We start from the raw sequence: 14,183 nt of genomic DNA on the forward strand, positions 1-14,183 counted from the left end.
GCATGGGCATACGGCTCACCGGTCTGGAATTGGGGATTGGCAAGGGAAATTGCAGGCAGGAGCCGGCCTTGTTCCAAATCCAAAACAGTCATCACAATATGCGTTGTACCGATATCGAGTCCTATATGCACCATACCCATAAGCCTTCCTCGCAGGTAGTTTCTTCAGTATTGATGCAGTATACATGACAGGAAACCACTAGCAAAGATGCCGATACACTTCCGACATTGCTCATTTCTTTCCTGCGTCATACATTCATACAGACTATTCATAGACTTCTCCCTGCGATGCCACTATACTGGACAAACCGAATCACGGCGTTGAGCTCCAAGGATGATGTATGCTAGAGATTGCCATTTGCGATGACGAACCAAGCCAGCTGGCACTTATCCATTCCTATACAACGCAATTTGTGCAAGAGCAATCCATCCAAGCCACCATACACCAATTTCTCCATCCCGATGACCTTTTGCGCAGCTGTGAGAAACAGCGATACCATCTCTACATTCTGGACATTGTCATGCCCATGATCAATGGAGTTGAAGTCGGCAGAACCATCCGACAGTATGACCAGTTCGCTGTCATCCTCTATACCACATCCGAACCAACATTTGCTTTGCAATCGTTCTCCACAAACCCCATCAACTACCTGCTCAAACCAATCGACAGACAGCAATTCCAATCGACACTGTCCTTGTCTGTAGCAAAGCTCAACCTACCGGAGGAGAGCATCTGCACGGTAAAAACACATGAGGGCCTTCAAGTCATCAGGTTCTCTGAGATTCTGTATTGTGAGTATTCCTCCCACACAGTACTATTCACGCTTACCGAGGAGCGAAAGGTTGTGTCGAAAGCAATGCAAGGTACATTCACGCAATACCTTGCATATTTTTTGCAGGACAAGCGATTCATACGACCCCATGCATCCTTCCTCCTTAACATGGATCATATCGAACGTTTCACAAAAACCCATTTCATCCTTCGATCAGGACACAGTGTTCCCATCGTTACCAAGAAATACGGCGCAGTGCGCGATCAGTACATGGATTACCTATCAACGAAGAGGAAAGGCTGATGCAGGAGTTGGTGGATAATATTCTTCGGGGCAGCGTCACAGCAGTGATGTACGTCCTGCTGCTGTTTACCCTTACCAAGTCAAAATTGGGTCGTACAAGCACCATACTCATCACCGGTTTCGTGCTCATCATCAATGTCTCCAGCGCCATCTGGTTCTATGTGTATGGAGATCTTACTTCGCTCTCTCGGTTCACAATTGTGCTGTTCCTGGTAGTCGGGCTCGCAATGAAACCGATAACAAGGCAGAGCTTCATGCAATGGAGCTTCACATTTCTCACCAGTATCAACATTGCCATGATGGTCATCATACTCAGCTTCCATCTCGGCAAGCTCTTCGCCTACCCCCAGTATGCCAATACAGTGATTAGGTTCCTGCTCTACTTGTTGGTGATACTCCTGTTCCAGCGCTACCTGCTGCCCCTGTATCGGTCGGTCGTCAAGAACTGGCCTATGTTCTCAGTCCTGATAATATGCATTTTCCTCAACCTCTCCTACTATTTCTATGTAACAGATGATATCCAGAACACCCTGCTTACAGCCAAATGGCCGCTCCTGTTCTTGATCGTACTTTCCTTGGCGGCCTACGGCACAGTCTTCCACTCCCTGAAACGCTTTACCGCTATGCACGCCCTTGAAACAGAGAATCTGAAGAATCAACACGAGAGGATACTGCTCTCCCAAGCCGCTTCAACCATGACAGAGCGGTTGCAGCTCATGGAGCAGGTGGCCTATGAACACAGCCTGGCTTCTCACGACCGCAGGCACTTCAACAGCATGCTGTTGGGGCTCCTTGAACAAGGGGAGACAGCAGAGGCCATAACGTGTTTGCGAAAGCAGAATGCAATCAAGGCCTGTGCAGGCACCATCTATTGCGAAAACAAAGCAGTAAACGCCGCTGTCAGTTATTACGTGGATATGGCTGAACAAAAAGGCATCCGGATAAAAATCAATCTGAGCATTGCCGAGCAACTCACCGTCGATTCATTGGAATTGGCATTGGTGGTAGCAAATCTCTTGGAGAATGCCATCCATGGTGCCTCTTTGCTGCCACAAGAACAAGTCAAAGTCATTCAACTGTCCTGCCATCAGGTTGGCCGCCTGTTACTTGAAATCTCCAACCCCTGTCTCAAAACGGTACAGCTCGGCCCGGACGGCCTACCCCATTCAGCTGTAGAAGGTCATGGAATCGGAACCAAGAGCATCGCAGCTTTTGCCGCCAAGCATGATGCAGAACTGGTCTACCACGTGCAGGATGGCCAATTCAGGGTGAGACTACTCGTCTAGCTCCTCACATCTTATAAGCAGAAAATTGCCCCTTTTAAGCATATCGTCATTCCCGTCTCATTGAATTTGCTAGGCTACACCCAAACAGATGGTTGGATGGCATCCCATGCTTGTTCCTTATCTCCACAAGTATGCATACAAATGCCGACCGACCAAGAGGGGTTCCATCATGGCGTTCAGAGTTCGGACAGCAGCTTGCACAGTTCTCCTGCTTCTTCTCTCAACCGCATTGGCATTTGCATCGAGCACTTCCTTGCGGATTGTAATCAGGCCTGCATCGGATCGAGTCCAGGCTATCCGCTACCAAGTCGGCAATGATGCATCACATCCTTGGACGGAGGTGCATTCATCCAACCCCGTCTTGGTACTCGATGCCTTCAACAGCGCACAGGACAGGCTCTTTGTGCAGCAAACGCAGGACAACCAAAGCTGGAGCGAAATCTATGAATACCAATACAAATCAGAGGACAAGAGCTGGACGATCACCCCAAGCGAGGCGGATTCGCCCGGCCTCGTTGAATCGCTGGACCTGAAGCTGTACAACCTCTACCCACTGAGCAAAAGTTCCACCTACTACTCGTATATGATTGGGGCCGGGCTGAAAATGAACATCGCCCTGGACGAGCAGGAGACCCTCCTCGGGTACGCCGAACTCGCCTACAGCAGGGGCCCGTCGAAATCCGACTGGGTTGACACCATGCAGGAGGTGAACCTGTCAGTGGGAATGGGGTATCGGTTCGCAATCAGCGAGAATTTTCAGCTGACGCCCGAGCTCGGCTACGGCGTGGTGGTCCATCTGCTCAACGCAGACTTCGACCAGGACGGGACGAAGACCTTCGAACCCTTCATCGATCAGCAGGTCCGTCTCTCACTAAACCTCAGTTACGCCCTTTCTGAGGCGTACACCCTTATCGTCGCCCCACTGGGCGTCGTGTTTTTCGAGAAAGGATCCATCGGGACGCTGCTCGGCTTCCAGACCGGTCTTCGATTCAACTTCTAGGGGATTGCCATGAAAAAAACCACCATAACTCTTCTATTCATTGCCACGATTCTGCTCAGCTTCACCGCGTGCAGCGACATGATGGAGAAACTGGGGAACATCAACCTCACCATTGTCCTGGACACTCCCGATATTGCAGTTGCCTCCTATCGCCTGGAAGGGTTGCATGACAATCCAAACTCGCGCTTCACCGTACACGACATCGTCCCTCCCCGCCATACTCTTTCCTCCTTGAAAAGCGGGCTGTGGACCATCACCGTCACCGCCTTCGATGCAGCGGGCACGCAATTAGGGGCGGGGACTACACGTATCAATCTCAGGGAAGGCCAAATAGTCGAGACCACGCTCTTGGTCGTCTTCAGCCAGGATGCACCGACTTCCAGCGGTTTCACGTTCTCAGCTCCCACACGCTTTGACAGCGCCGACGGCCGGATGAGTGGAACAACTGCAGCCATGGAGTACAGGCTTGCAACCGATCCGGCTGACGCCCCCTATACCGCTTGCAGCGAGGGCACTACCATCCTTGGGACCGGCACCTACCTAATCAGGTACGCCGCCGCACACGGATTAAGGGCAAGCGACCCGCTTAGCGTAACCGTGCCACTGTACCAACCAATCCAGCTGACCATAGCAGACCCGACGCTGAATACCAACAAAACCTATGACGGAACAGTTGAGATTACAGGTTCGGCCACTGCAGGTGCCTTGGTTGGAATTGTTGGAACCGATGACGTAACGATAAACACCCTGGCAACCTATGACAACAAAGCAGCAGGAAGCGGGAAGATCATCACCGTCACCTATACCCTCGGTGGTCCTGATGCAGGCAACTATATCAAGCCGGTTGATACAGTTGTGATAGGAGTCATTGAGAAGCGACAGCTTACCATCTCGGGAACAACCATTGCTGCAACCAAGATATATGACCGCTCTCCATTAACAACAGTCACGTCACCAGGCATGCTGGGTGGGGTAATTGGCTCCGATGAGGTAACAGTTGCACCAACGGCAAGTTGCACTGACAGCAATGTTGGAAATGACAAGCCTGTTACCATCACCTACACGTTGGGAGGAAGGGATGGCGGCAATTATCTAGTAGCAGATAATCATTCCGAACAGACTTCATTTACAGAGGCCGTGCTGACAGCAACGGTGGGGGACTACTCCAAGACCTATGGCGAGAATAATCCTTCCTATACAGTAGTTGTTTCCGGCTTCGTCCCTGGTGAAGATGCCGATACAGCAGCAGGCTACACGGCCCCGTCTGCATCCTCTGCAACTGATGCAACCACGGCAATAGGTACATATCCGATTACCATAGCAGGGGGAAGTGCAACCAACTACAGTTTTGTTACCAGTGATACGGGAAATCTCACCGTCAACAAGGCTACCATGGGCGGAAGTGTGTCCATTTCGGGCACTGCTGCCTATGGACAGGTCCTGACTGCAGTACCGAGCCTGGCCAACACAGGGACTCCCACCTACCAGTGGAAGCGCAACGGAAATGCTATCAGCGGGGCAACCGGCACCACCTATACCTTGGTTTCTGCTGATATCGGATCGACCATCACAGTAACCGCAACTGCAACAGGAGCTAATTACCAAGGAACTAAAGACAGTGCAGCACCACAAGCAGGCGTGATCACCCCAAAGCAACTCGGTATCCAGATTCTTGACTTGCCATCCAACAAGGTATATGACGGTACCACTTCTGCAGCAGCTCCCACATTCAATCTCTATGGAAAAATCGGCTCTGATGATGTAGTAGTAACGGCAACAGCCACCTATGAAACCCCTACAGCAGGAACCGGCAAAAGGATTTCTATTGTCTACTCGCTTTCGGGAGCCGACAAGGACAACTATCTCAAGCCGGCTGACATTCTTACAACCGCATCATGTGCGATCATAAAGAAACAGCTTACGATTAGTGATCCTATCTTGGGGACAAACCGCAAGGTCTACGATGGTACAACAGCTGTGCAGGATAGTGTCACACCAGGCACACTCTCCGGCGTCCTGGAAGGAGACGATGTTACCGTAGGAGCTGCTGCAAGCTATCAGTCCGCCAACGTTACAACTGCAACGGGGGGATTCAATCCCATCACAGTCGTCTACTCGCTTGGTGGTTTGCATGCCAACAATTACTACCCACCAGTCAACAAGCAGCTTTGGGGAGCCATCGAGAAGAAACAATTGAGCGTCATCGGCACTGCCTTCCCTGCATCAAAGGTGTATGACAAATCATCTGCAATCACCATCACAGCAGCGGGGACTTTGACCGGTATGGTTGCAGGTGACGATGTAACTCTAGGCAATGTCACTGCATATTATTCCGGTACCTACACTATGGATGTAGGAATCGACAAGCCTGTTACCGTTTACTATACGATAAGCGGCTCTGATGCCGGCAATTACTACCTGAATAATGATACAAGCAGGACTGCCTCAATTGCCCCAGTACTTCTGACTGCAACGGTGGGAGATTATACACAGACATACGGAGAGGCCATTCCTACCTTTTTGGTTGATGTCACCGGCTTTGTTCCGAATGACAATGCTATCATTGCAAGCGGGTACAGCTCTCCTACTGCAACAGCTGGAACAACTTCCACTTCTGCAGCAGGAATCTACACGATTCGCATAACAGGAGGGAGTGCCAGAAACTACAGCTTCAATGTCAATGATACGGGAACTCTAACCATCCAAAAGCTCACAGGAGCGGCGATCAGCGGTACCATAGATGGATATTACCCCAATTCAAATGAAGGTCAGACAATCATCAATGTTACCGGATTTTCGCCCAATCAAACGGGAATCGAGGCGGAAATAGCCTACTATGACACCTTCATCCCCTATTATCCAGATTTTGCGATCGACAGTCGCGGCAGGACGATACTCTACTTGCCTTCCCCTGCATCAACAACGACAAAGATTCGTTTCAGGGTGAAAGAGACAAGCACCCATGCACCAGGGCCTGCAACAGAGATCACTCTCGCCCCACGACCGCTTGCGATAGGAGACTATTATGGAGGAGGTATCGTTGCCTATATCTCATCAAGCTCGACTCTTGCTGAAGAAACCAATGGCTTGATCGCAGCAAAGAGTGACATCACGACAACCGGCCTTGCTTGGTCGAGCAGTACAAATACCGTAGTCGGGACGTCGGCGGATTATGGAAAGGGTTTATCGAACTCTGATAAGATCATGAACTCGTCGGGCGCTTCATCATTCTCCTTTGCAGCCTTTAACGCTCGCTATTACAATGGAGGAGGCTATAACGACTGGTTCCTGCCTTCAAAAGATGAGTTGATCAATATTCACTCGGTATTTAATCAAATTGGAAATTTCTCAACATCAGGAGCCTACTGGAGTTCAACGGAATTGAGTTTTAGACTACCTTATGATGGCAGTACTGTATACGCGCTGGAATTTGGCAGCAACACTGCTTCTTGGTCCTGGAAGACTGAGACTTTGTTGGTCCGTCCAGTCCGATACTTCTAATCGCTTCCTCCCTGTCAGGCACCTACTTGGCAGGGGGATCCTTCCTCAGTGCTCACTCAGATATTACCTGTTTTACTCAGGGAATCCATGTGTTCTCACACACTTCACCCAAGTTTACAATAGACTTCCATCAGACTTTACAGTACAGTAAACCAGTCAAAACCATGGTATGTACTGCAAGGATGAGGGATGCTGAATATTGCAATATGTGATGATGATTGCACTCAATTAGGACTGCTTGCTGCCTATACACAAGAGTGTATTCAGTCCCATGCCATCCATGCCGTCATCCATCAGTTCGACCATCCCGACAAGCTGCTGCGCAGCTGTGAAAAACAACAATATCACCTCTATATCCTGGACATCGTCATGCCCATGCTAAGCGGGCTGGAGGTGGGCAAAGCCATCAGGGAACGGGACCAGGAAGCCATCATCCTGTATGCAACCTATGAGCCAGGCTACGCCTTGCAGTCGTTTGAGTCGAGCCCGATCAACTACCTGCTCAAGCCGATCGACAAGCAGCAGCTTTGCAAAACGGTGCTTCAGGCTTGTTCGAAGCTCGACAAAACGTTTGACACCACCTGCACGATCAAGACACCGCAAGGAATCAAGGTGTTCAGGTTCTCTGAAATCCTTTTTGCAGAGTACTCAAACCATACGGTGCGTTACACGCTCACCGACTCAAGAGTCATTGTCACGTCGATCATCAAAGGTACGTTCACCGTCCATATTCAACGTTTGATGCAGGATGCACGCTTTGTCAGGCCCCACGTATCGTATGTCCTGAACATGGATTATATCGAAAGTTTCACGAAAACACGGTTTACACTGCAAGGCGGGTATGAAGTGCCGATTGTAGCAAAGCTGTACCAAGCGGTACGGGAACAGTATCTGCGCTATCTGCTTTCGAAGGAAGAAGCATGATACCAGAACTCCTGAACAACCTGCTTCGCGGCAGTGTTACAGCCGTCATGAATGCACTGCTGCTGTTCACCTTGACCAAGTCAAAATATGGAAAAAACGGCACCATCGTTGCAGCAGTGATCATGTTCATCACCGATATCTCCTCGACCATGTATTTGTATTTCAATGCCGACCTTACCGCGGTATCACATGCGAATCTGCTTACCATCATACTTTTGGGCTTCCTTCTCAAGCCTTTATCCAAATCAAGCATCATGCAATGGGCGTTCAGCTACGTGACGACGATGAATATCATGATGATGATCGTCATTCTCAGCTTCCAGATTGGAATGCTGTTGCCCTTCATCCCTCAGATCCATGCTCTCTCGCGTCTGGCCCTGTACCTGGTGGTAATCTTCTCATTCCATCGATACCTGCTGCCGCTGTATCGCTCCGCAGTCGACAACTGGCCGATATTCTCAGTCCTGGTTATCTGCCTTTCTTTGTTGCTCTCCTACCCCTTCTATGCAACCACTGACATCATTGTCACCCTGCAGATGTTCAGCCAACCGCTCTTGCTGCTTATCATCCTTACCATTGCGGCTTATGGAACCATTTTCTATTCACTGAAGCGTCTTAATGCCATACATGCATTGGAGACGGAAAACATAAGTATGCAGTATGAGAAAGCCCTCCTCTCCCAAGCAGCTTCCACGATGGCACAGAGGCTTGAGCTCATGGATAAGGTTGCCGAACAAAACAACCTCGCATCCCATGACCGCCGACACGTGTACGGTATGCTGCTGCAACTGCTGCAGCAAGGCGAGAGCGAGGAGGCGATGCGTTGCCTGGAGCTGCAGCTTGCAACCAAGCAGCCGACAACAAAGGTCTATTGTGCGAACAAGGCAGTGAATGCGGTAATCAGCTACTATGCAGAATTGGCTGAACAACATGGCATACAGACAACCATCAACGTGAACGTTCCCGCACAGCTTCCCTTCGACTCCTTGGAGTTGGCCCTTGTGATCGCCAATCTCTTTGAGAATGCAATCCAAGCCATATCGCGTTTTGAGGCGTGTAAAGAACGTGTAATTCATCTTACTTGTGTCCAGAAAGGCCGCTTGCTTTTGCAAATCACCAATCCCTGCGCTGAGGATACTGAGCTCGATTCAGACGGCCTTCCTGCATCCAAAGAGCAAGGCCATGGGATAGGAACCAAAAGCATTGTTGCTTTTGCTTCCAAATACGATGCTGAGTTGCTCTATCACATCAAAGATGGCCTGTTTTGTGCCCAACTGCTTATCTGAAAATGTAAGTAGAAAATCACACATTCTAAGTAAATCCACTCTCTTGTCTCATTGTTTTTGCTAGGCTACATACCAATTCATGCATTGCACGACTCAGCAGGATGTCTTTTCTCAAAGGCAAAAGACAGACAAAGGTCGTAGTACGGTGAGGGGTTGTAGTATGACAATCAACGTTCGGATGGCTGTTTGCACAGCCCTTTTGGTTTTTTTCTCATCACTATCGGTTTTTGCTTCATCTTCGCCTGTACGGATTATGATCAAACCTGCCTCCGGGCAGGTTGTGGCAATCCGCTACCAAACCGAGACGCAAGCAAGAGGGGCTTGGAAAGAGGTGGATGCCGCTCATCCGGTCCTGTTGCTGGAAGCATTCGACAGTGAAGAGGATATCCTCTTCGTCCAACAAAAGGAAAAGAACCAGGATTGGAGCCGCAGCTATGAATATCGGTACGACACCAAAACAAATAGTTGGAACGCAACCTTGCCTGATCCAAAGAAACCGTTGTTCATTGACTCGATGGACATCAAGCCGTATGCGTTGTTTCCAACAGGCTCGAGCTCCACGCTCTGCTCTTCTGTATTCGGGGGAGCTGTGAAGCTGAACCTCAGCGTCGACGAACACAATCCCTTGTACGGATACGGGGAAGCGGCTTACAGCCGCGGCCCTTCAAAGTCTGATTGGGTCGATATGATGCAGGCAATCAACATCTCGGCAGGGTTTGGGTACAAATTACGCTTGGGCAAGAACATGGAAATTGCACCTGAACTGGGTTATGGCCTGGTCCTGCACCTCCTCGATGGAGACCATGACCAGGATGGGACTGATTCGCTTGAGGCTTTTGTCGACCAGCAGGTACGCCTTGCTCTCAATTTCAATTACAGCTTATGTGATGAGCACGAATTCTTCATAGCTCCGCTAGGTATTCTGCTCTTCGAGAAATCAAGAGTGGCGGCCCTGTATGGCGTCCAAGCTGGCATGCGCTTCAACTTCTAGGAAACTACCATGAAAAAAATCAATACAACACTCACAGTCATATCCATCGTTCTTCTTTGCACTCTGGTAAGCTTCGTCGGCTGCAGCGACATGATGGCAAAACTTGGAAACATCAGCCTAACCATCGACTTGGACACTCCAGAGGTTGAAGTGGCCTCGTATACCATGGAAGGAAATCTGGTTGACTCGAATTCCAGATTCACCCTGAACAACATTGTTCCGCCCAGACACACCCTTTCAGAGTTGAAGGAAGGAAGATGGAATCTTACCGTCAAGGCGTTCGATGACCAAGGCAGCCAGATTGGAATCGGGACAAAAGTAGTAGAACTGAAGGCGGGCCAAGTAGTCGATACCTCCCTTTTAGTCGTATTCAGCCAGAGCGCACCCCTTGCAAGTGCATTCACCATTGCAGGCCCTTCACGTCAGGATGCCAGGGAAGGTTCGATCACCGGGACAACAGCGAAGATGGAATATCGACTTGCTTCAGCCGCTGCTGATGCACTCTTTACCCCGTGTACTGTCGGCAGTACCCTGCTGGCACCGGGGACCTACCACATCCGACTGGCACAAGCGCACGGGCTAGAGGCCAGCGAGAGCCTCACCGTCACCATACCTGCATACCAGCCGGCCCAGTTGACCATTGCCAGTCCTACTCTGACGACCACCAAGGAATATGATGGGACCAACGCCATCCAAGGAAGTATAACAGCGGGAGCACTCACAGGTGTGCTCGGCAGCGACGAGGTGGTGGTGCATGCCCAGGCCTCCTATGACTCTGCTTTAGTAGGAAACAGCAGGAACATCACCGTTACCTACAGTCTCAGCGGCGCTGATGCGCTTAATTACACAAAACCTGCCGATACCACAGTAGCCGGCATCATATCAAAGAAGCAGCTCTCCATTGCGGGAACCACAGTCACCACTACAAAGGAGTATGATGGATCGACTTCTGCAACAGTCACCAACCATGGCGTACTTGGCGGCAAGGTGGGGACCGAAGAGATAACGGTAACGGCAACGGCTTCCTATCAGGACAAGACTGCAGGAAGCGGCAAGCTCATCAGCGTCAGCTATACACTTGGCGGGGCTGATGCAGAAAACTATCACGCTCCTGCAAATACCAACTTCAGTGGAGAGATAACGAGAAAAACACTTGCAGTTGCTTCCTCCCCTTCAATCCAGCTTTCCAAGGAGTACGATGGTACTCCAACAGCTGTCGTAACAGCTCCAGGAAGCCTTGTCGGGGTGCTTTCAGGCGATTTAGTGATGCTTCAATCATCAGCCAGTTACACAGACAAAGATGTTGGAAGCTCAAAATCGATTACTGTCAGCAATACGCTTACAGGATCTGATGCCAACAACTATACAGCCCCTGGCGATACTGTCGTGGCTGATGGAGTGATTACCCAAAAGCGGTTGACCGTAACAGATTTCAATCTTGTTTCCACCAAGGAGTATGACGGCTCATCCTCCTCAACCATAAACAACGTTGCATGTTCCGGCATGGTTCCGACCGAAGATGTTCAAGTCAATGCAATAGCAACGTATAACTCACCCACAGCGGGAACCAACAAGCCGATTACTGTCACGTACGCGCTCTCTGGAGCAGACAGCGCCAATTACCATAAGCCTGCTGATTCAATCGCCACTGCTACGGGCGAGATTACCAGAAAGCAGTTGAGGGTGAGCGGAACCGTTCCCACACTGAACAAGGTATATGACGGGACCACATCTGCACAGATAGAGCCAAACCGAAAAGGTACACTCGACGGTGTTGTTGACGGAGACACGGTAACGTTCACCGCTGTTGGGAACTATGACACGAAGAGTGCCTCTCAAACCAAGACTGTCACCGTTGTCTATACGCTCACTGGTGATGATAGTGCCAACTACATCAAGCCGGAGGATGGTACCTACCAAGGGGTGATCCAAAAATATTATCTGTCGGTCAATGGCGGAACAGGGGTGGCAACAACCAAAACCTACGATGGAACCTTGGATGCAGAAATAACCCAGGAACCGAGTCTGGTAGGTGTTGTTGCGGGGGATTCAGTAACGTTGCATACAACAGCAGCGTATGAAACAGATGGGGCAGCCACAGGGAAAAAGGTATGGGTGTACTACAACATCGATGGTGATGACACAGCTAACTACGTCCCGCCCCAAACCACCTTGGCTACAGATCAGGGCGTGATCAACAAGATGCAGCTTTCGGTAAGTGGAACCACCGTTGCAAGCAAGAGTTATGATGGAACCACCTCAGCAACACTATCCAACAACGGAACGCTCGAAGGTGTTGTTGATGGAGATACTGTAACGTTCACCGCCGCTGCGAGCTATGCTACCAAGGTTGCAGGATCCAGCAAGGACGCCACCGTTGTCTACACGATTGATGGTGTGGACAAGAACAATTATCTTGCTCCGGCAAATGGCTCCCTTACCGGCACCATCCACAAGAGGCTGCTCACGGCTAAAGACATTGATGTGACAGGCAGCAAGGAATACGACGGCACCAGGAATACAAGCATTACCGCCTGCACAATCAACAACTTGGTTGCCGGTGATATGGTAACGGTGCAGAAGACGGCAACGTTTGATACGAAACAGGCTGGATCGGGGAAAAGCATCACTATTTCCTTCAGCCTTGACGGCACCGACAAGGACAATTATATTGAGCCAGATAGTCGTGTGGTGTATTCGAATGGTATCATAACTCAGAAGCCGCTTACTGTTGCAGGTACTTCGTACAGTACGACCAAGGAGTATGACGGAACTGCAACCATCCCGATCACATCCAATGGCACATTGCAGGGTGTAGCTGAAGGCGATGTTGTGACATTGAGCAACGTCACAGGTTTCTATACCAGTGCTGATATCGGAACCAACAAGGCATTTACCATCAGGTATACAATCAGTGGCACCGATGCTGCCAATTATACCGTGCCTGATACTACAGGGACTTCCGGTACCATCACCAAGATTGCCATGAATGGAAATGTGTCCATCACAGGGTCTCCTGTCTTTGGCCAAGTCTTGACCGCTGTGCCCGACCTAGACAACACGGAAACGCCTACGTATCAATGGAAACGTAATGGAACAGCCATCAGTGGTGCCACAAATACCACCTACTCTCTGGTTGAAGCTGATATTGGAAAGAAGATTACAGTTACGGCAACCGCAACAGGGACCAACTATACCGGCAGTATCACCAGCGAGGAGACTGTAGCAATTACAAAAGCTGCTGGATCTGCCTTGAGCGGTACCTTCGAGGCATATTATCCAATCTCGTCTGCTACTCAGACCAATATCACTCAGGTCATCATCAATCTCACTGGATTTACTGCCAACCAGACAGGAATCGAGGCAAGCATATCCACAAATGGAACAACGTATGGAAGTTATTCGGCTCTAATGATTGACAGCCGTGGAAGGGCTATGATTTCTGTAACTTCAGCTCAGAAAGTCAAGCTTAGATACGAGGAGACTTCAACACGCTCTGCAGGAGCTGACCTTCTGATTACCGTAGGAGAGAAGGACCTCGCAGTCGGAGATTACTATGCCGGAGGTGTAGTAGGCTACATCTACGAAAGCACCGACACTGGGTACATAGCCAACCAAGTACATGGTTTGATTGCAGCAAAATCCGATACATCTGATGGAATCAAATGGTCCAGCAATATAACGTTGCAAATAGGTACAGCAGTTGGGATTGGAACTGGCTTGACAAATACACAAGCCATCATCGATGCTCTTGATGGCAGCGAGGTAGGCCGCTATGCGGCCAAGGAAGCAAACTCGATGAGAGATGGAGGCTACGATGATTGGTTCCTTCCTTCACTGAATGAGCTTAAAAAACTACGAGACAACAGAGTTCTTATCGGTAATTTCAGTACCACTTGGTTATCCAGATACATGAGTTCTTCAGAATCTACCCATACAAAATATCCAGCAGAATTACATTATCATGTTGTATTTTTTGATAGGAATGATGACATCATAGAAGTATGGACTAAAGACGCTGGTACGCATATCAGAGCTGTCCGCTACTTCTAATCACAGACTCGCTGCCAGGTGCTTGCTTGGCAGGGGGCTTTATTCCGTTCCGTGGTGTATCAACATC

At 49.8% G+C, this 14,183-nt stretch carries 9 protein-coding genes; 8 read left to right on the plus strand and 1 reads right to left on the minus strand.

The annotated features are described in order from the left end of the window. Positions 1–140 (minus strand): hypothetical protein (locus B3F49_RS12365; RefSeq protein ID WP_414712477.1); only part of this gene is annotated, 140 nt, incomplete at its 3' end. 200 nt (positions 141–340) lie between these two features. Here B3F49_RS12365 and B3F49_RS00325 point away from each other — a divergent pair. From B3F49_RS00325 to B3F49_RS00360, 8 genes are all read left to right on the plus strand, one after another. Continuing rightward, positions 341–1,075: a LytR/AlgR family response regulator transcription factor gene (locus B3F49_RS00325; protein WP_293908481.1), complete on the plus strand. Its 735-nt coding sequence runs from the start codon at positions 341–343 to the stop codon at positions 1,073–1,075. After that, positions 1,075–2,361 (plus strand): GHKL domain-containing protein, encoded by a 1,287-nt coding sequence (locus B3F49_RS00330; protein WP_293908482.1) that lies wholly within the window; start codon positions 1,075–1,077, stop codon positions 2,359–2,361. The genes B3F49_RS00325 and B3F49_RS00330 overlap by 1 nt, the downstream gene beginning before the upstream one ends. A 169-nt stretch (positions 2,362–2,530) precedes the next feature. Next, complete coding sequence (locus tag B3F49_RS00335; protein WP_293908483.1) at positions 2,531–3,361, plus strand: hypothetical protein; 831 nt, start codon at positions 2,531–2,533, stop codon at positions 3,359–3,361. Between the two features lie 9 nt (positions 3,362–3,370). Continuing rightward, on the plus strand, positions 3,371–6,862 hold the full coding sequence (locus tag B3F49_RS00340) for a YDG domain-containing protein (protein WP_293908484.1): 3,492 nt from the start codon (positions 3,371–3,373) through the stop codon (positions 6,860–6,862). Between the two features lie 189 nt (positions 6,863–7,051). Further along, the gene (locus B3F49_RS00345) at positions 7,052–7,786 is read left to right on the plus strand and encodes a LytR/AlgR family response regulator transcription factor (protein ID WP_293892828.1); all 735 of its coding nucleotides are present in this window, start codon (positions 7,052–7,054) and stop codon (positions 7,784–7,786) included. Then, positions 7,783–9,072, plus strand: a complete 1,290-nt coding sequence (locus tag B3F49_RS00350) for a sensor histidine kinase (protein ID WP_293892825.1) — start codon at positions 7,783–7,785, stop codon at positions 9,070–9,072. The genes B3F49_RS00345 and B3F49_RS00350 overlap by 4 nt, the downstream gene beginning before the upstream one ends. A gap of 160 nt (positions 9,073–9,232) precedes the next feature. Beyond that, complete coding sequence (locus B3F49_RS00355) at positions 9,233–10,063, plus strand: hypothetical protein (RefSeq protein ID WP_293908485.1); 831 nt, start codon at positions 9,233–9,235, stop codon at positions 10,061–10,063. Between the two features lie 9 nt (positions 10,064–10,072). Further along, positions 10,073–14,116 carry a YDG domain-containing protein gene (locus B3F49_RS00360; RefSeq protein ID WP_293908486.1) on the plus strand — a complete coding sequence of 1,348 codons (4,044 nt, stop codon included), beginning with the start codon at positions 10,073–10,075 and terminating at the stop codon, positions 14,114–14,116. Positions 14,117–14,183 lie beyond the last annotated feature (67 nt).

This window comes from Sphaerochaeta sp. UBA5836, assembly GCF_002432845.1.
Lineage (GTDB): Bacteria > Spirochaetota > Spirochaetia > Sphaerochaetales > Sphaerochaetaceae > Sphaerochaeta.